This is a genomic window from Kitasatospora sp. NPDC090091 (assembly GCF_044747365.1).
Classification (GTDB): Bacteria; Actinomycetota; Actinomycetes; order Streptomycetales; family Streptomycetaceae; genus Kitasatospora.
The window spans coordinates 417,911-439,022 of the sequence record NZ_JBIVDY010000001.1 but is presented as its reverse complement, the minus strand read 5'-3'; the positions used below and the strand labels follow the sequence as shown (position 1 = coordinate 439,022).

The window sequence follows — 21,112 nt, the reverse complement described above, 5'->3', positions numbered from 1 at the left end:
CGGCCGGACAGGCCCTAGCGAGTGGACGCGGACTCCGGGCGGGGGCAGAAGGTGACGCGGGTGCGGTGTCCGCCGGTGCGGAGGGTGAGGCCGTGCTCGCCGAGGCCGGCCGGCTCGCCGCCCTCGGCGAGCCGGAGTGCGACGGCGGCGCCGAGCAGGAGCGGGTCGAGGCGCGGTGCGGGGGCGCCCCAGGCGGCTTCCGCCCGGGCCTCCAGCAGCAGGCCGGTGCGCAGCCGGAGCAAGTGCCGGGCCTCGCCGAGCGCGGCCACGGCGACGCTGAGGCCGGGCAGGTCGGCGGCGGTCGCGGCGAGCCAGTGCTCGGCGGGCTGTCCGGCCCGGACGGTGGTCCGGGCCAGGACCTCGGCGCTCCGCCGCAGCGCCGGCCGCGGTTCCTCGGCACTGACCGAGAGGAATCCGCGGGCCGGGTCGGGGTCCGGGCCGACGGGGTATCGGCGCAGCCGCACCTCGGTTCCGGTGACGTGGCCGGTGACGCGGTAGGCGGTGGGTGCCGGCGCGGGCGATGGGACGGGGGCGGGATAGGGCGTCAGGCAGGGTTCGCCCTCTGGTTCGTCGATTCCCGGCAGGTAGGAGTGGAGGACGCCGCGCAGCACCGCCGCGGACCGGCCGCGCCGGCCCAGCGAAAGGTCGGTGACGGCGCGCAGCGCGGCCGGGTCGTGGTCGGCGATCGCGGCTTCGATCTGGGCGAGCAGGTCGCCGGCCGGGTCGAGCGCGGGCGCCGCCCGGCCGAAGGCGTGGGTGGGGGAGTGCGGGTCGAGTTCGGCGGCTCCGGTGGCGGCCAGCAGGGTGGGGCGCTCCAGGGCGGCGCCGTAGAAGGAGACCGAGCCGTGGTCGCCGATCAGGCAGTCCGCGGCGACCAGCGCGGCCTGCCAGCCCTGGTGGGGCGGTAGCAGCCGCAGGCCGGACCGGGCGGCGGCGTCGAACAGGTTCTGAGGGTCGTGCCGGGCCCAGATGTTGGGGTGCAGGACCGCGGCCACGGTGTACTCGTCCGCGGGGAGCCGGCCCACGAGCCGCAGCGGGAGATCGAGGTCCCGGCCGGCCAGGGAGTGTGCGCTCCAGGTGGAGCTGACGACGACGAGGCGTCGGCCGTCGACCGCGCCGAGGGCGGCGCGGTAGGCGTCCCGGGAACCGGCGCTCACCAGCATCCGGTCGTAGGAGAGGTCGCCGACCTCGCGGGCGCGCGGCAGCGCCTCGGGGCAGGAGCGCTCCAGACGGTGGAACTGCTCCCGGTGGGAGAGCCCGACCACGGCGGGGAACACCCGCCCCCGGTGCGTGAGTTCGTTGCGGGACAGGCCCGCGGCGCTGATGGTGTCCCCGGTGGACTCCGGGACCAGCCGGTTGTACCCGGCGCCGTGCGGCAGGACGACGAGCGGGGCGTGCAGTCGGTGCATGGAGGAGTGGACGGCGCAGGCGACCGCCAGGTCGAACCGGTACCGGGTGGCTTCCTGCCAGGTCAGGATGGTGAAGCCGGGGAGACCGCGGAGGTGGTCGTCGAGACCGGCGGCGAAGGCCGAGCCGGGGTTGACGGTGAGGTAGAACCTGATGCCGTGCCGACCGCGCAGCAGGCTCAGTACTTCCAGGACCCGGGTGGCGGAGGTGAGGGTGCGGGAGACCGCCAGGACGCGTGCCCTGACCGGCCAGGTGTCCCAGCGGTCGTCGGCGGGCCACGGACGGGGACGGCGCCCGGCGCGGATCAGCACGCGAAGATCGTACGCATCCGGGCCCGGGTCGGCAGGGTGTTCGAGGAACTCTCAGCCCGCTGCGGTGGCGGTGGGGGATGGGTGGGCGGCGGCGCAGGTGTTGAGGAGGGGGCGCAGGGCGTCGTCCACGAGCCGGTAGCGCACGACACGTCCGTCCTTGTCGCCGGTGACGACGCCGGCCGTCCTCAGGAGCCGCAGCGCCTGGGAGACGGCGGGGTCGCGCATGCCGGTGGCAACCGCGAGGTCGGTGACGGCGAGCGGGCCGGCGCGGTGGAGGGCGAGCAGCAGGGCGAGCCGTCCGGGGTCGGCGAGCAGCGAGAACCGCTCGGCCAAGGACCGGACGTGCCCGGTGTCGCCGATCGCGGCGATCGCCTCGCAGACCCGGTGTCCGTCGATGGTGCGGTGGCCCGCGCGGTCGGCCGGTACGAGATGCATTCGGACATTCTTGCAGCCCGGGCCCTGTGATCCTTGACACCTGCGCAGGTGCGCAGCCTTGCAAGGGTGTGCACGGGCCGCCTACGGTGTTGCCCGCCGTGGTGTTCGGGAAGACCGGTGACGGACCCTCAGGGTCCGGAGTCCGGAGCGGCCCTCGCCACTGTGATCGGGGGGAATCGTCCGTACCCATGACGCCACTGGGCGCCTCGCGCGCCTGGGAAGGCGGGTACGGAAGCCCCGTCAGCCAGGAGACCGGCCACGGCATCTCACGAACGTCATTCCACGAGGTGCTGGAGCGTGATCCCAGGATGACCCTGCCCGAAACCGCCGCTGCCCCGGCGGCACCGTCCGCCCTGCCGACCTTCCGGTGGCGCCGCGAGGACACCGTCCGTACGGCCGGGCTGATGGGGGTGATCCTGGCCATGCACGTGGTGGCGTTCGGAACGCTCATCTTCCTGGTCGCCCCCGAGAAGTACGAGGTCGGCACCCAGGTCTTCGGGGTGGGCCTCGGCATCACCGCCTACACCCTCGGCATGCGGCACGCCTTCGACGCCGACCACATCGCGGTCATCGACAACACCACCCGCAAGCTGATGGCGGACGGCAAGCGGCCGGTCTCGGTCGGCTTCTGGTTCGCCCTCGGCCACTCCTCGATGGTGGTCCTGATGGCCGCCATGGTGGCGGGCGGCGCGCAGCTGGCCGACACGCTGATGGACGACGAGTCCACCACCCACCAGTGGCTGGGGATGGTCGGCACCTCCGCCTCCGGCGTCTTCCTCTACCTCATCGGCGCGCTCAACCTGGCGGCGCTGTTCGGCATCCTCAAGGTGTTCCGCTCGATGCGGGCCGGGCGGTTCGACGAGGCGGAGCTGGAGGAGCACCTCAACTCGCGCGGCTTCCTGGCCCGCATCCTGAACCGGGCGACCCGCTCGATCACCCGGCCGGGCCAGATGTTCCCGGTCGGCATGGTGCTCGGGCTCGGCTTCGACACCGCGACCGAGGTGACCCTGATGGTGATGGCCGGCTCGGGTGCGGCCTCCGGGCTGCCCTGGTACGCGATCGTCTGCCTGCCGCTGCTCTTCGCGGCGGGGATGAGCCTGTTCGACACCCTGGACGGGACGTTCATGAACTTCGCGTACCAGTGGGCGTTCTCCAACCCGGTGCGCAAGGTGTACTACAACCTGACCATCACGGGCCTGTCGATCGCGGTCGCCTTCATCATCGGCACCATCGAGCTGGTCGGGGTGCTGCACGAGAAGCTGGACCTGACCGACCCGGTGAGCGGCTGGATCGCGGACATCTCGCTGGACAACGTCGGCTACGCGATCGTCGGGCTGTTCGTGGTGGTCTGGGCGGCGGCGATCGGGTACTGGCGGATCGCCGGGGTCGAGCAGAAGTGGAGCCCGCAGCCGGTGAGGCCGGGCGCCGGGCCGGCCGAGGGTGAGGACGCGCCCACCGCGCCGGAGGCGGCGCGGTAGGCGGCGGGCGCCGATCAAGCCGCTGAACGAGCCGAACGAGCCGGACGAGCCGAACACCACGACGGAGCCATCCCGGGGGCCGGGGTGGCTCCGTCGCGTTCAGGGGTCAGCGCTCCTCGCGGAAGTCGACGTGCTGCCGCACGACCGGGTCGTACTTGCGCAGCACCAGCCGGTCCGGGTCGTTGCGGCGGCTCTTGCGGGCCACGTAGGTGTAGCCGGTCCCGGCCGTGGACCTGAGCTTGATGATCGGGCGCAGTTCGCTGCGGGCCATGGGTGGTCCTCCTGGGGTCGGCCGGCTCGGCGGGTCGCCGCTCCGGGGTGGCGGTCCCGGTGGCAGCCGGAGGCCGCACACCGAAATGGAAGTCGTTTTCGCGCATCGCATCACAACGCGCGTCCCACCCCGCCCATTCCCGGGGGAGCCGGGTGGGGACGAGGTGGGGTCGCGGAGGGAGCGCCGTGGGCGCACGTGCCCGGCGCGCGCCGGTGGGGGAGCGCCGCGCGCCGGGCCCCGGGTGGGGGCGCTCGGCGGGCGGATCGGGGTGGGTCTCCGTAGGCTCGACCCATGTCTGATGCGTACGCGGGCCGGCGGGAGCGGCTGAGGGAGCACTGCAGTGCGACCGGGGCCGACGCGGCGCTGATCACCCGCGCGGCGAACGTGCGGTACCTGACCGGGTGCCCCCCGTGCGGTGCGACGCTGCTGCTCACCCGGGAGCGGGCGCTGCTGGCGCTGCCGGACGACCTGCCGCCGGACGACACCGGCGAGCACCTGATCGTGGAGGACGTGACCCGGGTGCCGGTGGCGGCCGGGGCGGACACCGCGCTGGCGGCCGCCGCCGCGGCGGCGAAGCTGCGGGTGACGGACCTCGCGGTGGAGGAGCACGACCTGACCGTCAGCCGGCACCGCGCGGTGGCCGGCCTGGCCGAGGGGGTGCGGCTGGCCGACCTCGCCCAGGCGGTCGAGCGGCTGCGGGTGGTCAAGGACGAGCACGAGATCGCCGACCTGCGGATCGCGGCCGAGATCGCCGACCAGGCGCTCGGTGAACTGCTGGAGTCGATCCTGGTCGGCCGCACCGAGCGGCACCTGGCGATGGAGCTGGAGCGCCGGATGATCGACCACGGCGCGGACCGGGCGGCCTTCCCGGTGTCGGTCGGCACCGGCAGCCACTCCGGGCAGCAGGCCCACCAGCCCACCGACCGGCGGGTGGAGGAGGGCGACTTCCTGACCGTGGTGCTGGGCGCGCAGTACCGCGGGTACGGCGTCTCCACCGCCCGGACCTTCGTGATCGGCGCCGCCCCCGCGCCCTGGCAGGTGGAGCTGCACCGGCTGGTGTTCCGCGCCCAGCGGGCCGGCCGGGAGGCGCTCGGGCCGGGCGTCGAGCAGTACGTACCCGACCAGGCCGCACGGGAGATCCTGCAGGCCGCCGGGCACACCGAGAGCTCGCCGCACCCCGTCGGCCACGGCATCGGGCTGGAGATCCGGGAGGCGCCGCGCCTCGGCCCCTCGGACATGGGTAAACTGGACAGCCGCGTACCGGTCACCGTCGGCCCGGGGGTCCATCTCCCAGGCAGGGGCGGCGTCCGGATCGAGGACACGCTCGTCGTCCGCCCCCTCGAAGAGGGCGGGCCCGAGCTGCTCACCATCACCACCAAGGAGCTCCTCGCCCTGTGACCCGCGGCCGCCCGGGAGGCTGCCGCAGGCGGCAGGACGCACCCCTTGGTTCCTTGACAGCTATATCCAGGAGTAAGTGCGCCCGTGGCTTCCACGAACGATCTCAAGAACGGCATGGTCCTCAAGCTGGAGGGCGGCAAGCTCTGGTCCGTCGTCGAGTTCCAGCACGTGAAGCCCGGCAAGGGCCCGGCCTTCGTGCGTACCAAGCTCAAGGAGGTCCTGACCGGCAAGGTCGTCGACAAGACCTTCAACGCGGGCACCAAGGTCGAGACCGCCAACGTCGACAAGCGCGGCATGCAGTTCTCGTACAAGGACGGCGAGAACTTCGTGTTCATGGACATGGACACCTACGACCAGCTGACCATCGAGCCGGCCGTCGTCGGCGACGCGGCCAAGTACCTCCTGGAGGGCTTCGAGGCCCTGGTCGCCACCAACGAGGGCGCGGTCCTCTACATCGAGCTCCCGGCCGCGGTCGAGCTGGTCATCGCCGAGACCGAGCCGGGCGTCCAGGGCGACCGCTCTACCGGTGGCACCAAGCCGGCCACCCTGGAGACCGGTGCCGAGATCCAGGTGCCGCTCTTCATCACCACCGGTGAGAAGGTCAAGGTCGACACCCGCGACGGCAGCTACCTCGGCCGGGTGAAGTAAGTCAGTGTCGGCCGCACGCAGCAAGGCCCGTACCCGGGCCTTCCAGATCCTCTTCGAGGCCGACCACCGCAACGTGGACCCGCTGACGGTGCTCGCCGACTGGGTGGCCCGCGCGCGGGAGCCCAAGCCGGACGAGGGCACGCCGCAGGTGGGTGAGTACACGATGGAGCTCGTCGAGGGCTACGTCGAGCACGCCCGCCGGATCGACGACCTGATCTCGCAGTACGCGGTGGGCTGGACGCTCGACCGGATGCCGATCGTGGACCGCAACGTCCTGCGGCTCGGTGCGTACGAGCTGATCTGGGAGGACGGCGTCCCGGACGCGGTCGTCCTGGACGAGGCCGTCGAGATCGCCAAGGAGTTCTCCACGGACGACTCGCCGGCCTTCGTGAACGGCCTGCTCGCCCGCTTCCTGGAGCTGAAGCCGAGCATCCGCCGGTAGCCGCTCCGCCGACCACGGCCGCCGGATCCCGTCAGGGGTCCGGCGGCCGTCGCGCGTTCACCCGGGTGGATTATGGTGGCCCCTACTCGCCAGTAACCCGGCGCGCCGGCGGCCCCGCCCGCCGGCGACCCCGCAGCGAAGGGCAGGCCACCCCCATGACCACGGCGATCCGCAGCGAGTTCGACCAGGGCATCGCCCTGACCCGCCACCCCGACGAGCCCGGCCGCTACGACGGCGAGCTCGGCGCCGGCTGGCAGATCGGCGGAGGTGTCAACGGCGGACTGCTGCTCGCGATGGCCGGCCACGCGCTCTCGCTGGAACACGGCGCGGCCGACGGCGGCCACGCCGACCCGGTCTCGATCAGCGGCTACTACCTCTCGGCCTCCACGCCCGGCCCGGCCACCGTCCGCACCGAGGTGCTCAGGGCCGGCCGCTCGCTCTCCACCGGTACCGCCTCGCTCAGCCAGGACGGCGTCGAGCGGCTGCGCGTGGTGGCGAGCCACGGCGACCTCGCCGCCGCCGACGGGGAGGTCCGCACCACCGCGCAGCCCCCGCAGCTGCCCCCGCCGGACCAGTGCATCGGCGTCGAGCACGCCCCCAAGGAGCTGATCGCGCAGGCCGCCCTGCTGGAGCGGTTCGACCTGCGGCTCGACCCGGCCACCATCGGCTGGGCGCTCGGACAGCCCTCCGGCAACGGCCGGATCCAGGGCTGGTTCCGGCTGGCCGACGGCCGCGAGCCCGACCCGCTGCTGCTCCTGCTGGTCGCCGACGCCCTGCCGCCGGTCACCTTCGACCTCGGCATGCCCGGCTGGGCGCCCACCATCGAGCTGACCGTCCACCTGCGGGCCCGGCCGGTGCCCGGCTGGCTGCGCGTCACCCACGCCACCCGCAACGTGGCGGGCGGCTACTTCGAGGAGGACGCCGAGGTCTGGGACGAGGCCGGCCGCCTGGTCGCGCAGTCCCGCCAGCTGGCCCGGGTGCCGCGCCCGGCGTGACGGCGCCCGCCGGCGACGCGACCGCACGACCGCACGCCTCACGGTCGGTTACATTCCTGTGACACGCCGTACGTGTGCGCCGCGCGGGGCTGGGGAGGAGAACGGTCAGCGGCACCCCCGCCGCTGACCGCGACCCGCCCCAGGAGCCCCCGATGACCCGCAACGGCCGCGCCCGCCGCACCCCCGACTGCACCGCCGCCGGCTCCCGCCCCCGGGTGCGCACGCGGCACGAGCGGCGCCGGCCCGACGGCGAGCAGGCCTTCGTCATCGGGGTGCTGACCAGCGAGGCCGACTTCGAGCGGGCCCGCGCCTGGCGCCTGTCCGACGCCCCCGACCACGCGACCTACCTGCGGGAGACCGCCGAGCTGCTCGCCGAGGCCCGGCGCAGCTTCGACACCGTCCGGGCCAGGATGTTCCACCCGCAGGACTTCGAGGAGTTCTGCCTGCTGCACGGCCTCGACCCGGCCGAGCCCGCCGCCCGGGACCGCTACCTGGTCAACCCGCCGCTGCAGACCCAGCTGCTCGCCTACCAGGGCGAGGAGCTGGCCGGCGACTTCGCGCCCCGGCTGGTCCGGGCCCGGGACAACGGTCTGACGCTGCGCCACGCGGACCTGCTGCTGGACGGGGGGCTCACCGAGGAGGGCGGCCGGGAGGTCCGGGCGGTCTACCAGCGCGGGGCCGAGGTGTTCCGCCGGATGCTGGTCGGGGCCGGTGCGGGGGTGTACGAGCTGCGGCTCGCGGTGGACGCACCCGGCGGGCGGCTGACGGCGGCGGCCCGGGTGCTGCAGTGGGAGGACGGCGTCGTCCGGATCAACGACGAGGACCTCGAACTGGTCTGCGCGGTGCTCTGCGCCGGGCTCGCCCGGGAGCTGCCGGGGCTGGCCGTGCTGCACGGGGCCCGGGGGGCCGCCGAGGCCCGCGGGGCCCGCAGCGGGGGCGCCGACGACGGCTTCCGGCAGACGGCGTGGGCCTGGGCCAGCGCCGGGCGGGAGTGGGCGCCGGCCGCGGGGCCGGTGCGGCTGGACGGCGTGGAGGCGGAGCCGGGCTACCCGCTGGGCACGGTCGGCTGAGCCCGTGGCCCGCCGGGCCCCGGGCGCCGCCGTAGGGCCGGCCCGGTCCGGCCGGGTCGCCGGCCTGCCCGGCCGTCGGCCCGGGGCCCGGGAAAGCGCCACGGCGCGGCCCCCGGGTCGGGGTGCCGCGCCGTGACGTTTCTGCTCGAACCTGCCGTTGTCGCAGGTGGAAGCCGCTGGGGCGAGCGGTCAGCTCGCCTCCTCCTCGCGCACCGCACGGCGCGCGTCGGGGTTCAGCACACCCCAGGAGATCAGCTGCTCGGTGAGGATCGACGGCGACTGGTCGTAGATCACGGCCAGCGTGCGCAGGTCGTCCTGGCGGATCGAGAGCACCTTGCCGTTGTAGTCGCCGCGCTGGCTCTGGATGGTGGCCGCGTAGCGCTGCAGCGGGCCGGCCTTCTCCGAAGGGACCTGGGTCAGTCTCTCCAGGTCCAGCACCAGGCGCGGCGGCGGCTCGGCCGCACCACCGGGCGTACCGCCGGGCAGCAGCTCCTGCACCGGGACGCCGTAGAACTCCGCCAGCTCGGCCAGCCGCTGCACGGTGACCGCACGGTCGCCGCGCTCGTACGAGCCGACGACGACTGCCTTCCAGCGCCCCTGGGACTTCTCCTCGACACCGTGCAGGGAGAGCCCCTGCTGAGTGCGGATCGCTCGGAGCTTGCCTCCGAGTTGCTTCGCGTAGTCGCTGGACATTGATCTCCCCGGACGAGATTGCTTCGCGTTCAGTGGTGGGTCACGGGCGATTGCCGACGCCGTTACCGGTGGGTTCGACGTCCGTCTCGTAACTCACTGTGAGGTTACGTAGAGTGAGGTAGTTGCGTCAAGCCGAATGGGGCACTCGTGCGAATGGTCCGCATCGGCGACGCGTCGCGGGCATGAACCCGGCGAAGCGGAACGGTGTTGGTCCATTTGCGTGAACCCGCGCTGGTACGATGACCGGAAGCTCGCGCCCCGTCGGCGGGGGCCGTCAATTCAGACATCCTTTAAGGCCCGTCCAGTGAGGCGGGGAAGGAGGTCCGCTTCGGCATGACCGCACACCACGAAACCGCGCCGCGGCCGCCGCACCAGGTGCTGGACGGCGCGGACATCGCCCGGGTCGTCACCCGGATAGCGCACGAGATCGTCGAGCGCGCCAAGGGCGCCGAGGACGTCGTGCTGCTCGGCATCCACACCAGGGGCGTCCACCTCGCCCGCCGGCTGCAGGCCCGGCTGGGCCAGATCACCGGCCGCGAGATCCCGCTCGGCACCCTGGACATCACCATGTACCGGGACGACCTGCGGCTGAAGCCCGCCCGCGCCCTGGAGCACACCGAGATCCCGTCCGACGGCATCGACGGCCGCCTGGTGATCCTCGTCGACGACGTGCTGTTCTCCGGCCGCACCATCCGGGCCGCGCTGGACGCCCTCAGCGACATCGGCCGCCCGCGCGCGGTCCAGCTGGCCGTCCTGGTCGACCGCGGCCACCGCGAGCTGCCGATCCGCGCAGATTACGTGGGCAAGAACCTCCCCACCTCCCTGCGCGAGGCCGTGCAGGTGCGCCTCTCCGACACCGACGGCGTGGACGCCGTCCTGGTCGGCGACCGCGACTACACCGCGCGCTCGTCGCAGGCCCTGGCCACGAAGCCTTCCGAACCGCACCTCCCGGAGTAACCCGCGTGAAGCGCCACCTCGTCTCCGCCGCCGACCTCACCCGCGACGATGCGCTGCTGATCCTGGACACCGCCGAGGAGCTGGCCCAGCTCTCCGGACGGGCCGTCAAGAAGCTGCCCACGCTCCGTGGTCGAACGGTCGTCAACCTCTTCTTCGAGGACTCCACCCGCACCAAGACCTCCTTCGAGGTCGCCGAGAAGCGGCTCTCCGCCGACGTCATCAACTTCTCCGCCAAGGGCTCCTCGGTCTCCAAGGGCGAGAGCCTCAAGGACACCGCCCTCACCCTGCAGGCCATGGGTGCCGACGCGGTCGTCATCCGGCACCACGCCTCCGGTGCGCCGGCCCGGCTGGCCCAGTCCGACTGGCTGCACGGCAGCGTCATCAACGCCGGTGACGGCACCCACGAGCACCCCACCCAGGCCCTGCTCGACGCCTTCACCATGCGCCGCCACCTCAACCCCGGCGCGGGGCACGACCTGGCCGGCCGCCGGGTGACCATCGTCGGCGACATCCTGCACAGCCGGGTCGCCCGCTCCAACGTGCACCTGCTCACCACCCTCGGCGCCCAGGTCACCTTCGTCGCCCCGCCGACGCTGCTGCCCATCGGCATCGAGAACTGGCCCTGCGAGGTCAGCTACGACCTGGAGAGCGTGCTCCCCAAGACCGACGCGCTGATGATGCTCCGGGTGCAGCGCGAGCGGATGAACGCCGCCTTCTTCCCGACCGAGCGCGAGTACAGCCGCCGCTACGGCCTGGACGGCACCCGGATGGCGCAGCTGCCCGAGCACGCCATCGTGATGCACCCCGGCCCGATGGTCCGCGGCATGGAGATCACCGCCGAGGTCGCCGACTCGCCGCGCTGCACCGTGGTCGAGCAGGTCGCCAACGGCGTCTCCATCCGGATGGCCGTCCTCTACCTCCTGCTCGGCGGAGCCACCCTCGCCGACGCCCGCACCGAATCCGTGGAGACCGCCCAGTGACCACCTACCTGATCCGCAACGCCCAGATCCTCGGCGGCGACCCGCAGGACCTCCACATCGCCGACGGCGTCATCAAGGAGATCGGCACCGGCCTGCAGGCCGAGGCGGACATCGACATCGACGCCACCGGCCTGGTGGTGCTGCCCGGCCTGGTCGACCTGCACACCCATCTGCGCGAGCCCGGCCGCGAGGACGCCGAGACCGTGCTGACCGGCACCCAGGCCGCCGCCAAGGGCGGCTTCACCGCCGTCCACGCGATGGCCAACACCTTCCCGGTGGCCGACACCGCCGGTGTGGTCGAGCAGGTCTGGCGGCTCGGCCAGGAGTCCGGCTACTGCGACGTGCAGCCGGTCGGCGCCGTCACGGTCGGCCTGGAGGGCAAGAAGCTCGCCGAGCTGGGCGCCATGCACGAGTCCGCGGCCGGTGTCCGGGTCTTCTCCGACGACGGCAAGTGCGTCGACGACGCCGTCATCATGCGCCGCGCGCTGGAGTACGTGAAGGCCTTCGACGGCGTCGTCGCCCAGCACGCCCAGGAGCCGCGGCTCACCGAGGCCGCCCAGATGAACGAGGGCCAGGTCTCCGGCGAGCTCGGCCTCGGCGGCTGGCCGGCCGTCGCGGAGGAGGCGATCATCGCCCGTGACGTGCTGCTCGCCGCGCACGTCGGCTCCCGCCTGCACGTCTGCCACGTCTCCACGGCCGGCTCGGTGGAGATCATCCGCTGGGCGAAGGCCAAGGGCTGGGACGTCACCGCCGAGGTGACCCCGCACCACCTGCTGCTCACCGACGAGCTGGTCCGCACCTACGACCCGGTGTACAAGGTGAACCCGCCGCTGCGCACCGCCGAGGACGTCCAGGCGCTGCGCAAGGCGCTGGCCGACGGCACGATCGACGCCGTCGCCACCGACCACGCGCCGCACCCGGCCGAGGACAAGGACTGCGAGTGGGCCGTGGCCGCGATGGGCATGGTCGGCCTGGAGACCGCGCTCTCGGTGGTCCAGCAGACCATGGTCGAGACCGGCCTGCTGAACTGGGAGGGCGTCGCCGACCGGATGTCGCGCCGCCCGGCGCGGATCGGCCGCCTCACCGGCCACGGACGGCCGATCTCGGTTGGTGAGCCGGCGAACCTGGTGCTCTTCGATCCCGCGTACCGTGGTGCCGTGAACCCCGAGAGCTTCGCCACCCGCAGCCGCAACACCCCCTACAAGGGCCTCGACCTGCCCGGACGGGTGCACGCCACCTTCCTCCGCGGCACCGCCACCGTGCTCGCCGGCGAGCTGGTCGAGCAGGGCGGGCTGGCGTGACCGGGCTCGCCCGGCTCGCCCAGGACCAGGCCAAGGTCACCAACTGGCCCGGGTACATCGGCTGGGCCGTCGGCCTGCTGATCGTGATCGGCCTCGTCTACTGGCTGATGCGGCAGGGCTGGAACTGGCGGCGCACGCTGCAGTCCGGCATTCCGCCGCTGCCCGCGGTGCCGGAGCGCGCCGGCCGGACCATCCTGGAGACCAGCGGCCGGTACCACGGCAGCACCACGGCCGGGAACTGGCTGGACCGGGTCGTCGCGCACGGCCTGGGCACCCGCAGCCGCGCCGATCTGACCCTCGGCGAGGACGGCCTGCTGGTGCGGCGCCCCGGTGACGTCGACTTCTGGATCCCCGCGGAGCACCTGACCGGTGCCCGGACGGACTCCGGGATCGCCGGCAAGGTCGTCCCGGCCGGGCTGCTCGTCGTCACCTGGACGCACGAGGGCACCGAGCTGGACTCCGGTTTCCGGGCCGACCACCCCGATGAGCACGCCGCCTGGGTCGAGGCGGTCGCTCAGCTCGCAACACGTACGAAGACGAAGACGGAAGAGGCCACTCGATGACCGCACCTGCCCCCACCACGCAGCGCTTGAGGCGGGAGCGCGTGCCTGCTGTGCTTGTCCTGGAGGACGGCCGGACCTTCCGCGGCCAGGCCTACGGCGCGACCGGCGAGACCTTCGGCGAGGCGGTCTTCAACACCGGCATGTCCGGCTACCAGGAGACCCTCACCGACCCGTCGTACCACCGCCAGGTGGTCGTGATGACCGCCCCGCAGATCGGGAACACCGGCTGGAACGACGAGGACGACGAGTCCAAGCAGATCTGGGTCGCCGGCTACGTCGTCCGTGACCCCGCCCGCGTCCCGTCCAACTGGCGCTCGCGCCGCTCGCTGGACGAGGAGCTGGCGAACCAGGGCATCGTCGGCATCAGCGGCATCGACACCCGCGCGCTCACCCGGCACCTGCGGGAGCGCGGCGCCATGCGCTGCGGCATCTTCTCGGGCGGGGCGGTGGCGGACGACGCCGCGCTGCTGGCCCGGGTGCAGCAGTCGCCGGAGATGAAGGGCGCGGACCTCTGCGCCGAGGTCGCCACCACCGAGCCGTACGTCGTGCCCGCGATCGGTGAGAAGAGGTTCACCGTCGCCGCCCTCGACCTCGGCATCAAGGCGATGACCCCGCAGCGGATGGCCGAGCGCGGCATCGAGGTGCACGTGCTGCCGGCCAACGCCACCGTCGAGGACGTCTACGCCGTCAACCCCGACGGCGTCTTCTTCTCGAACGGCCCGGGCGACCCGGCCACCGCCGACCACCAGGTCGAGGTGGCGAAGGGCGTCCTGGAGCGCAGGACCCCGTTCTTCGGCATCTGCTTCGGCAACCAGATCCTCGGCCGCGCGCTGGGCTTCGGCACCTACAAGCTCAAGTACGGCCACCGCGGGATCAACCAGCCGGTGCAGGACCGCACCACCGGCAAGGTCGAGGTCACCGCGCACAACCACGGCTTCGCCGTGAACGCACCGCTGGACAAGGTGAGCGACACCCCGTTCGGGCGCGTCGAGGTCTCCCACGTCTGCCTCAACGACGACGTGGTCGAGGGCCTGCAGGCGCTCGACGTCCCCGCGTTCAGCGTGCAGTACCACCCCGAAGCGGCCGCCGGCCCGCACGACGCCGCGTACCTGTTCGACCGCTTCGTGAAGCTCATGGAGGGCCAGCGTGCCTAAGCGCACTGACATCAAGTCCGTCCTGGTGATCGGCTCCGGCCCGATCGTCATCGGCCAGGCCGCCGAGTTCGACTACTCGGGCACGCAGGCCTGCCGGGTGCTCAAGGCCGAGGGCCTGCGGGTCGTCCTGGTCAACTCCAACCCGGCCACGATCATGACCGACCCGGAGATCGCCGACGCCACCTACGTCGAGCCGATCACCCCGGAGTTCGTCGAGAGGATCATCGCCAAGGAGCGCCCGGACGCCCTGCTGCCGACCCTCGGCGGGCAGACCGCGCTCAACACCGCGATCTCCCTGCACAAGGCCGGGACGCTGGAGAAGTACAACGTCGAGCTGATCGGCGCCGACGTCGTGGCGATCAACAAGGGCGAGGACCGCGACCTCTTCAAGGGCGTCGTCGAGGCCGTCAACGACAAGATCGGCCACGGCGAGTCCGCCCGCTCGGTCATCTGCCACACCATGGACGAGGTGCTGGCCGGCGTCGACACCCTCGGCGGCTACCCGGTCGTGGTCCGCCCCTCCTTCACCATGGGCGGCGCCGGCTCCGGCTTCGCCCACAACGAGGAGGACCTGCGCCGGATCGCCGGCCAGGGCCTGACCCTCTCGCCGACCACCGAGGTGCTCCTGGAGGAGTCCATCCTCGGCTGGAAGGAGTACGAGCTGGAGCTGATGCGCGACAAGAACGACAACGTCGTGGTCGTCTGCTCCATCGAGAACTTCGACCCGATGGGCGTGCACACCGGTGACTCGATCACCGTCGCCCCGGCGATGACGCTCACCGACCGCGAGTACCAGATCCTGCGCGACATCGGCATCGCCGTCATCCGCGAGGTCGGCGTCGACACCGGCGGCTGCAACATCCAGTTCGCCGTCAACCCGACCGACGGCCGGGTCATCGTCATCGAGATGAACCCGCGCGTCTCCCGCTCCTCGGCGCTCGCGTCCAAGGCCACCGGCTTCCCGATCGCCAAGATCGCCGCGAAGCTCGCCGTCGGCTACACCCTGGACGAGATCCCCAACGACATCACCGAGGAGACCCCGGCCTCCTTCGAGCCGACCCTCGACTACGTCGTGGTGAAGGTGCCGCGGTTCGCGTTCGAGAAGTTCCCGAGCGCCGACGCGACGCTGACCACCACCATGAAGTCGGTCGGCGAGGCCATGGCGCTCGGCCGCAACTTCCCCGAGGCGCTCAACAAGGCGCTGCGCTCGCTGGAGAAGAAGGGCTCCCAGTTCACCTGGACCGGCCCGGTCGGCGACAAGGCCGCACTGCTGGAGAAGGCCGTCGTCCCGACGGACGGCCGGATCAACACCGTCATGGAGGCCATCCGGGCCGGCGCCACCCCGGAGGAGGTGTTCGAGGCCACCAAGATCGACCCGTGGTTCGTCGACCAGCTCTTCCTGCTGGACGAGATCGCCGGCGAGCTGGCCGAGGCCTCCGAGCTCACCCCCGAGCTGCTGCGCCACGCCAAGCGGCACGGCTTCTCCGACCAGCAGATCGGCGAGATCCGCGGCCTGCGGCCCGACGTGGTCCGCGAGGTCCGGCACGCCCTGGGCATCCGCCCGGTCTTCAAGACCGTCGACACCTGCGCCGCCGAGTTCGCCGCCAAGACCCCGTACTTCTACTCGTCCTACGACGAGGAGAACGAGGTCGCCCCGCGCACCAAGCCCGCCGTGATCATCCTCGGCTCCGGCCCGAACCGCATCGGCCAGGGCATCGAGTTCGACTACTCCTGCGTGCACGCCTCCTTCGCGCTGGCCGACGCCGGGTACGAGACCGTGATGGTCAACTGCAACCCGGAGACCGTCTCCACCGACTACGACACCTCCGACCGGCTCTACTTCGAGCCGCTCACCCTGGAGGACGTGCTGGAGATCGTCCACGCCGAGCAGCAGGCCGGACCGCTGGCCGGCGTCATCGTCCAGCTCGGCGGCCAGACCCCGCTCGGCCTGGCCCAGGCGCTCAAGGACAACGGCGTGCCGATCGTCGGCACCCAGCCCGAGGCGATCGACCTCGCCGAGGAGCGCGGTGCGTTCGGCCGGGTGCTGCGCGAGGCCGGCCTGCCCGCCCCCAAGCACGGCACCGCCTTCTCCTTCGAGGAGGCCAAGTCGATCGCCGACGAGATCGGCTACCCCGTCCTGGCCCGCCCGTCGTACGTCCTGGGCGGCCGCGGCATGGAGATCGTCTACGACGAGGCCTCGCTCGCCTCCTACCTGGAGCGGCACGCCGGTCTGATCTCCGAGCACCCGGTGCTGATCGACCGCTTCCTCGACGACGCGGTGGAGATCGACGTCGACGCGCTCTACGACGGCACCGAGCTCTACCTCGGCGGCGTCATGGAGCACATCGAGGAGGCCGGCATCCACTCCGGGGACTCCGCCTGCGCCCTGCCCCCGATCACCCTCGGCGGCTACGACATCAAGCGGCTGCGCGCCTCCACCGAGGCGATCGCCCGCGGCGTCGGCGTCCGCGGTCTGATCAACATCCAGTTCGCGCTCTCCGGCGACATCCTCTACGTGCTGGAGGCCAACCCGCGCGCCTCCCGCACCGTGCCGTTCACCTCCAAGGCCACCGCGGTGCCGCTGGCCAAGGCGGCGGCCCGGGTCTCGCTCGGCGCCACCATCGCCGAGCTGCGCGCCGAGGGCCTGCTCCCGGCCGAGGGCGACGGCGGAACGCTGCCCGCGGACTGCCCGATCTCCGTCAAGGAGGCCGTGATGCCGTGGAGCCGCTTCCGCGACGTCCACGGCCGCGGCGTGGACACCGTGCTCGGCCCGGAGATGCGCTCCACCGGCGAGGTCATGGGCATCGACAAGGTCTTCGGCACGGCGTACGCCAAGTCGCAGGCCGGTGCCTACGGCGCGCTGCCGACCAAGGGCAAGGTCTTCGTCTCGGTCGCCAACCGCGACAAGCGCAACCTGGTCTTCCCGGCCCGCGCGCTGGTCGGCCTCGGCTTCGAGCTGCTCGCCACCGCCGGCACCGCCGAGGTGCTGCAGCGCGGCGGCATCCCCGCCACCGTGGTGCGCAAGCACAGCGAGGGCGAGGGCCCGAACGGCGAGCGGACCATCGTCCAGCTGATCCACGACGGCGAGGTCGACCTGATCATCAACACGCCGTACGGCACCGGTGGCCGCCTCGACGGCTACGAGATCCGCACCGCCGCCGTCGCGCGCGCCGTGCCCTGCCTGACCACCGTCCAGGCCATGGGCGCCGCCGTCCAGGGCATCGACGCGCTGCTGCGCGACGAGGTCGGGGTGATGTCGCTCCAGGAGCACGCCGAGCTGATCAACGCCGGCCGCAAGTAGTACCGCCGTAGTGGGGGGCACCGAACCGCCGGGTGCCCCCCACTTCCATGCCCAGGGAGCAAAGCCTTGTACAAGCTGCTGTTCGACCTCGTCTTCAAGAAGATGGACCCGGAGAAGGCCCACCACCTGGCCTTCTTCTGGATCCGGCTGGCCTCCTCGGTGCCCGGCCTGCGCACCGTGGTCCGGCTCGTGCTGGCCCCGCGCGACCGCGCGCTGCGCACCAGCGCGCTCGGCCTCGACCTGCCCGGCCCGTTCGGTCTGGCCGCCGGCTTCGACAAGAACGGCGTCGGCATCGACGGCCTGGCGATGATCGGCTTCGACTACGTCGAGATCGGCACCATCACCGGTGAGCCCCAGCCAGGCAACCCCGCCCCGCGCCTGTTCCGGCTGATCGAGGACCGCGCCCTGGTCAACCGGATGGGCTTCAACAACCAGGGCTCGGCCCGGGTCGCCGCCCGCCTCGCCGAGCGCCCGCACACCAGCTCCACCCCGGTGGTCGGCATCAACATCGGCAAGACCAAGGTGGTCGAGGAGGCCGACGCGATCGGCGACTACGTGAAGTCCACCGAGCGGCTGGCCAAGTACGCCGACTACCTGGTGGTCAACGTCAGCTCGCCGAACACCCCCGGCCTGCGCAACCTCCAGGCCGTCTCGCACCTGGGCCCGCTGCTGAGCGCCGTCCGCGAGGCCGCCGACCGCTCCACCGCGCACCACGTGCCGCTGCTGGTCAAGATCGCCCCCGACCTGGCCGACGAGGACGTCGACGCGGTCGCCGACCTCGCCCTGGAGCTGGGCCTGGACGGCATCATCGCCACCAACACCACGATCGGCCGCGAGGGCCTGCGCACCCCCGCCGCCCGGATCGAGGAGATCGGCATGGGCGGCCTCTCCGGCGCCCCGCTCAAGGCCCGCGCCCTGGAGGTGCTGCAGCGCCTGCGCGCCCGCACCGAGGGCCGGCTGGTGCTGGTCTCGGTCGGCGGCATCGAGACCGCCGAGGACGCCTGGCAGCGGATCATCCACGGCGCCGACCTGGTCCAGGGCTACAGCGCCTTCATCTACCAGGGCCCGTTCTGGTGCCGCCGCATCCACAAGGGCCTCTCCGCGAAGGTCCGGGCCGGCGGCTTCCGCAACCTGGCGGCCGCCGTCGGCAGCGCCAAGGCCACCTCCTGAACCCCCGCACGACCCCCGGAAAGGACGTCATGACCCTCGCCCCCTTCGGCGCCCGGCTGCGCCAGGCCCTCGACACCCGCGGCCAGCTCTGCGTCGGCATCGACCCGCACGCCTCCCTGCTCGCCGCCTGGGGTCTGGAGGACTCCGTGGCGGGCCTGGAGACCTTCAGCCGAACCGTGGTCGAGGCGCTGGCCGACCGGGTGGCCGTGCTCAAGCCGCAGGCCGCCTTCTTCGAGCGCTTCGGCTCCAAGGGCGTCGCGGTGCTGGAGAAGTCCGTCGAGGAGGCCCGTGCGGCCGGCGCGCTCGTCCTGATGGACGCCAAGCGCGGCGACATCGGCTCGACCATGGCCGCCTACGCCGAGGCCTTCCTCGCCCAGGGCAGCCCGCTGTTCTCCGACGCCGTCACCGTCAGCCCCTACCTCGGCTTCGGCTCGCTGCGCCCGGCGCTCGACCTGGCCGCGGCCAACGGCGCGGGCGTCTTCGCGCTGGCGCTCACCTCCAACCCGGAGGGCGCCGAGGTGCAGCGCGCCGTCGGCGCGGACGGCGAGCCGGTGGCGGCCTCGGTGCTGCGCCAGCTGGCGGCCGAGAACGCCGGCGCCGAGCCGCTCGGCTCCTTCGGCGCGGTGGTCGGCGCGACCCTGGCGGACGCCGGCGTGGACCTGGCGATCAACGGCCCGCTGCTCGCCCCCGGGATCGGCGCCCAGGGCGCCACGATGGCCGACCTGCCGCGGGTCTTCGGCGCCTCGGTGCGCAACGTGGTGCCGAGCGTCAGCCGGGACGTGCTCAAGCACGGCCCCTCGGCGCCGGCGCTGCGGGCGGCGGCCGACCGATTCGTCCAGGAGTTCGCGGACGCGGTGAAGTGAGCCGATGACCCTCCGGAGTGGCGTGACGGGGCGGTGCAGGTCGGGAAGCCCGACGTGAGCGCCGTCACACCACCCCTGCGAAAGGGCCCGAAACAGGGTCGTTTTGCCCGGTAAAGTCCTGGTCGGCCTTGGCTGACCAGGACTTTTCGTGTTCTTTTCCTGACGTGGCGCCGCAATCCGGGTAGTGTCCGGCGATAGGTCATCGAAGAGCGGCGATTCCCGCTGCTCTCGCAGGTCAGAGCCATCGGCATCCCCTGCGACCGGTGTCCGAGGAACCAAACCAGTCATAGCTCAATCCCTTCCTTCCACACCCTGAGGTGAACGGCGTGGCTCTTCCGCCCCTTACCCCTGAACAGCGCACCGCCGCGCTCGCCAAGGCCGCCGAGGCTCGCCGGGAGCGCGCCGAGGTCAAGAACCGGCTCAAGCACTCCGGCGCCTCCCTGCACGAGGTGATCAAGGCCGGCAAGGCCGACAACGACGTCATCGGCAAGATGAAGGTCTCGGCCCTGCTGGAGTCCCTGCCCGGCGTCGGCAAGGTCCGGGCCAAGCAGATCATGGAGCGCCTCGGCATCAGCGAGAGCCGTCGTGTCCGTGGCCTCGGCACGAACCAGATCGCCTCCCTGGAGCGGGAGTTCGGCGGCGGTGCCGCCTGACCGTGCCCCCGTGGTCTCGGGATCGTCCGCGATCCGGGATAATCGGTGCATGAGTGAGCGTCCGCGGCTGACCGTGCTCTCCGGCCCCTCGGGGGTCGGCAAGAGCACGGTCGTCGCTCATATGAGGAAGAAGCACCCCGAGGTCTGGCTCTCGGTGTCGGCGACGACCCGCCACCCGAGGCCCGGCGAGCAGAACGGGGTCCAGTACCACTTCGTCGACAATGATGAGTTCGACAAGCTGATCGCCAACGGCGAGCTGCTGGAGTGGGCCGTCTTCGCCGGCAACCGCTACGGCACCCCCCGCTCGGCCGTGCTGGAGAAGCTGGAGCGCGGCGAGCCGGTCCTGCTGGAGATCGACCTGCAGGGCGCCCGCCAGGTGCGCGAGTCGATGTCCGACGCCCAGCTGGTCTTCCTGGCCCCGCCGAGCTGGGACGAGCTGGTCCGCCGGCTGACCGGCCGCGGCACCGAGTCGCAGGACGTGATCGAGAAGCGCCTGGAGGCCGCCAAGATCGAGCTGGCCGCCGAGCCCGAGTTCGACACGACCCTGGTCAACACCTCCGTCGAGCAGGTGGCGGCCGAACTGCTAGCCTTGCTCGGTGTAGGCTGACCTGTCTGTGTTTTCCACCCTTTCGGAAGGTTTTCGCGTGTCCTCTTCCATGACCGCGCCCGAGGGCATCATCAACCCGCCGATCGACGAGCTGCTTGAGGCCACCGACTCCAAGTACAGCCTCGTGATCTACGCCGCCAAGCGCGCGCGCCAGATCAACGCCTACTACTCGCAGCTCGGTGAGGGTCTGCTGGAGTACGTCGGCCCGCTGGTCGACACCCACGTGCACGAGAAGCCGCTGTCGATCGCGCTGCGCGAGATCAACGCGGGCATGCTGACCGCCGAGGCGGTCGAGGCGGCCTGAGCCGGTGCCTTCTGCGAAGGGCCCGTCGGACTCGTTCCGACGGGCCCTTCGGCATTCCCGGACGCGTGCGCGCGGTGGCTCCGGCACGTGTGCGGGGCACCACCGTGCAGG

General features: G+C 72.3%; 21 protein-coding genes and 1 riboswitch. Of the genes, 17 read left to right on the top strand and 4 right to left on the bottom strand.

The features are described 5' to 3' along the window. Positions 1-14: 14 nt before the first annotated feature. Together ACIPSC_RS01955 and ACIPSC_RS01950 are read right to left on the bottom strand one after the other, a co-directional pair. A complete protein-coding gene (locus tag ACIPSC_RS01955; RefSeq protein ID WP_400822255.1) occupies positions 15-1,718 on the bottom strand; it encodes a hypothetical protein in 1,704 nt (567 codons plus the stop codon). Positions 1,719-1,769: 51 nt separating this feature from the next. Further along, positions 1,770-2,153 carry an ArsR/SmtB family transcription factor gene (locus ACIPSC_RS01950; RefSeq protein WP_400822253.1) on the bottom strand — a complete coding sequence of 128 codons (384 nt, stop codon included), beginning with the start codon at positions 2,151-2,153 and terminating at the stop codon, positions 1,770-1,772. An 82-nt stretch (positions 2,154-2,235) separates the two neighbouring features. Next, positions 2,236-2,429: riboswitch (cobalamin riboswitch) on the top strand. Between the two features lie 32 nt (positions 2,430-2,461). On the opposite strand from ACIPSC_RS01950, the gene ACIPSC_RS01945 reads away from it, so the two are divergent. Continuing rightward, a complete protein-coding gene (locus ACIPSC_RS01945) occupies positions 2,462-3,631 on the top strand; it encodes a HoxN/HupN/NixA family nickel/cobalt transporter (protein WP_400822251.1) in 1,170 nt (389 codons plus the stop codon). 106 nt (positions 3,632-3,737) lie between these two features. Here ACIPSC_RS01945 and rpmG read toward each other — a convergent pair whose 3' ends face one another. Continuing rightward, positions 3,738-3,902 carry a 50S ribosomal protein L33 gene (rpmG, locus tag ACIPSC_RS01940; RefSeq protein ID WP_313762900.1) on the bottom strand — a complete coding sequence of 55 codons (165 nt, stop codon included), beginning with the start codon at positions 3,900-3,902 and terminating at the stop codon, positions 3,738-3,740. Positions 3,903-4,193: 291 nt separating this feature from the next. Here rpmG and ACIPSC_RS01935 point away from each other — a divergent pair, with 291 nt between their 5' ends. The 5 genes from ACIPSC_RS01935 to ACIPSC_RS01915 all read left to right on the top strand — a co-directional run bounded on the left by ACIPSC_RS01935 (position 4,194) and on the right by ACIPSC_RS01915 (position 8,455). After that, positions 4,194-5,300: an aminopeptidase P family protein gene (locus ACIPSC_RS01935; RefSeq protein ID WP_313762899.1), complete on the top strand. Its 1,107-nt coding sequence runs from the start codon at positions 4,194-4,196 to the stop codon at positions 5,298-5,300. An 84-nt stretch (positions 5,301-5,384) separates the two neighbouring features. Next, a complete protein-coding gene (gene efp, locus ACIPSC_RS01930; RefSeq protein ID WP_313762898.1) occupies positions 5,385-5,948 on the top strand; it encodes an elongation factor P in 564 nt (187 codons plus the stop codon). A 4-nt stretch (positions 5,949-5,952) separates the two neighbouring features. Next, positions 5,953-6,390, top strand: a complete 438-nt coding sequence (gene nusB, locus ACIPSC_RS01925) for a transcription antitermination factor NusB (protein ID WP_395296975.1) — start codon at positions 5,953-5,955, stop codon at positions 6,388-6,390. A gap of 155 nt (positions 6,391-6,545) precedes the next feature. Continuing rightward, complete coding sequence (locus ACIPSC_RS01920) at positions 6,546-7,385, top strand: thioesterase family protein (RefSeq protein WP_400822248.1); 840 nt, start codon at positions 6,546-6,548, stop codon at positions 7,383-7,385. A 152-nt stretch (positions 7,386-7,537) separates the two neighbouring features. Further along, positions 7,538-8,455 (top strand): hypothetical protein, encoded by a 918-nt coding sequence (locus tag ACIPSC_RS01915; protein ID WP_400822247.1) that lies wholly within the window; start codon positions 7,538-7,540, stop codon positions 8,453-8,455. 189 nt (positions 8,456-8,644) lie between these two features. Here ACIPSC_RS01915 and ACIPSC_RS01910 read toward each other — a convergent pair whose 3' ends face one another. Continuing rightward, a complete protein-coding gene (locus tag ACIPSC_RS01910; protein WP_031072501.1) occupies positions 8,645-9,148 on the bottom strand; it encodes a transcriptional regulator in 504 nt (167 codons plus the stop codon). A 333-nt stretch (positions 9,149-9,481) separates the two neighbouring features. Here ACIPSC_RS01910 and pyrR point away from each other — a divergent pair, with 333 nt between their 5' ends. The 11 genes from pyrR to rpoZ all read left to right on the top strand — a co-directional run bounded on the left by pyrR (position 9,482) and on the right by rpoZ (position 21,001). Beyond that, positions 9,482-10,105 carry a bifunctional pyr operon transcriptional regulator/uracil phosphoribosyltransferase PyrR gene (gene pyrR / locus ACIPSC_RS01905; protein ID WP_400822246.1) on the top strand — a complete coding sequence of 208 codons (624 nt, stop codon included), beginning with the start codon at positions 9,482-9,484 and terminating at the stop codon, positions 10,103-10,105. A 5-nt stretch (positions 10,106-10,110) separates the two neighbouring features. Beyond that, positions 10,111-11,085: an aspartate carbamoyltransferase catalytic subunit gene (locus ACIPSC_RS01900; protein WP_400822244.1), complete on the top strand. Its 975-nt coding sequence runs from the start codon at positions 10,111-10,113 to the stop codon at positions 11,083-11,085. Further along, positions 11,082-12,386: a dihydroorotase gene (locus tag ACIPSC_RS01895; protein WP_400822243.1), complete on the top strand. Its 1,305-nt coding sequence runs from the start codon at positions 11,082-11,084 to the stop codon at positions 12,384-12,386. The genes ACIPSC_RS01900 and ACIPSC_RS01895 overlap by 4 nt, the downstream gene beginning before the upstream one ends. Further along, the gene (locus ACIPSC_RS01890) at positions 12,383-12,949 is read left to right on the top strand and encodes a hypothetical protein (protein ID WP_400822241.1); all 567 of its coding nucleotides are present in this window, start codon (positions 12,383-12,385) and stop codon (positions 12,947-12,949) included. The genes ACIPSC_RS01895 and ACIPSC_RS01890 overlap by 4 nt, the downstream gene beginning before the upstream one ends. After that, positions 12,946-14,103 (top strand): glutamine-hydrolyzing carbamoyl-phosphate synthase small subunit, encoded by a 1,158-nt coding sequence (gene carA, locus ACIPSC_RS01885; protein ID WP_400822240.1) that lies wholly within the window; start codon positions 12,946-12,948, stop codon positions 14,101-14,103. The genes ACIPSC_RS01890 and carA overlap by 4 nt, the downstream gene beginning before the upstream one ends. Next, positions 14,096-17,404 carry a carbamoyl-phosphate synthase large subunit gene (carB, locus tag ACIPSC_RS01880; protein ID WP_400822238.1) on the top strand — a complete coding sequence of 1,103 codons (3,309 nt, stop codon included), beginning with the start codon at positions 14,096-14,098 and terminating at the stop codon, positions 17,402-17,404. The genes carA and carB overlap by 8 nt, the downstream gene beginning before the upstream one ends. 66 nt (positions 17,405-17,470) lie before the next feature. Continuing rightward, positions 17,471-18,574, top strand: coding sequence for a quinone-dependent dihydroorotate dehydrogenase (locus tag ACIPSC_RS01875; RefSeq protein ID WP_400822236.1), 1,104 nt, complete (start codon positions 17,471-17,473; stop codon positions 18,572-18,574). Positions 18,575-18,603: 29 nt separating this feature from the next. Further along, positions 18,604-19,437, top strand: coding sequence for an orotidine-5'-phosphate decarboxylase (gene pyrF / locus ACIPSC_RS01870; RefSeq protein ID WP_400822235.1), 834 nt, complete (start codon positions 18,604-18,606; stop codon positions 19,435-19,437). 326 nt (positions 19,438-19,763) lie between these two features. Then, a complete protein-coding gene (gene mihF / locus ACIPSC_RS01865; protein ID WP_030056187.1) occupies positions 19,764-20,090 on the top strand; it encodes an integration host factor, actinobacterial type in 327 nt (108 codons plus the stop codon). Between the two features lie 49 nt (positions 20,091-20,139). Then, on the top strand, positions 20,140-20,697 hold the full coding sequence (gene gmk, locus ACIPSC_RS01860; RefSeq protein ID WP_400822234.1) for a guanylate kinase: 558 nt from the start codon (positions 20,140-20,142) through the stop codon (positions 20,695-20,697). Between the two features lie 37 nt (positions 20,698-20,734). After that, positions 20,735-21,001: a DNA-directed RNA polymerase subunit omega gene (rpoZ, locus tag ACIPSC_RS01855; protein ID WP_030056185.1), complete on the top strand. Its 267-nt coding sequence runs from the start codon at positions 20,735-20,737 to the stop codon at positions 20,999-21,001. Positions 21,002-21,112: the final 111 nt, after the last annotated feature.

Excerpts from the sequence above, each read along its gene's own strand:
- ACIPSC_RS01950 (WP_400822253.1), bottom strand. The coding sequence starts at position 2,153 with ATGCATCTCGTACCGGCCGACCGCGCGGGCCACCGCACCATCGACGGA.
- ACIPSC_RS01945 (WP_400822251.1), top strand. The coding sequence starts at position 2,462 with ATGACCCTGCCCGAAACCGCCGCTGCCCCGGCGGCACCGTCCGCCCTG.
- rpmG (WP_313762900.1), bottom strand. The coding sequence starts at position 3,902 with ATGGCCCGCAGCGAACTGCGCCCGATCATCAAGCTCAGGTCCACGGCC.
- ACIPSC_RS01935 (WP_313762899.1), top strand. The coding sequence starts at position 4,194 with ATGTCTGATGCGTACGCGGGCCGGCGGGAGCGGCTGAGGGAGCACTGC.
- ACIPSC_RS01920 (WP_400822248.1), top strand. The coding sequence starts at position 6,546 with ATGACCACGGCGATCCGCAGCGAGTTCGACCAGGGCATCGCCCTGACC.
- ACIPSC_RS01915 (WP_400822247.1), top strand. The coding sequence starts at position 7,538 with ATGACCCGCAACGGCCGCGCCCGCCGCACCCCCGACTGCACCGCCGCC.
- ACIPSC_RS01910 (WP_031072501.1), bottom strand. The coding sequence starts at position 9,148 with ATGTCCAGCGACTACGCGAAGCAACTCGGAGGCAAGCTCCGAGCGATC.
- pyrR (WP_400822246.1), top strand. The coding sequence starts at position 9,482 with ATGACCGCACACCACGAAACCGCGCCGCGGCCGCCGCACCAGGTGCTG.
- carA (WP_400822240.1), top strand. The coding sequence starts at position 12,946 with ATGACCGCACCTGCCCCCACCACGCAGCGCTTGAGGCGGGAGCGCGTG.
- pyrF (WP_400822235.1), top strand. The coding sequence starts at position 18,604 with ATGACCCTCGCCCCCTTCGGCGCCCGGCTGCGCCAGGCCCTCGACACC.
- gmk (WP_400822234.1), top strand. The coding sequence starts at position 20,140 with ATGAGTGAGCGTCCGCGGCTGACCGTGCTCTCCGGCCCCTCGGGGGTC.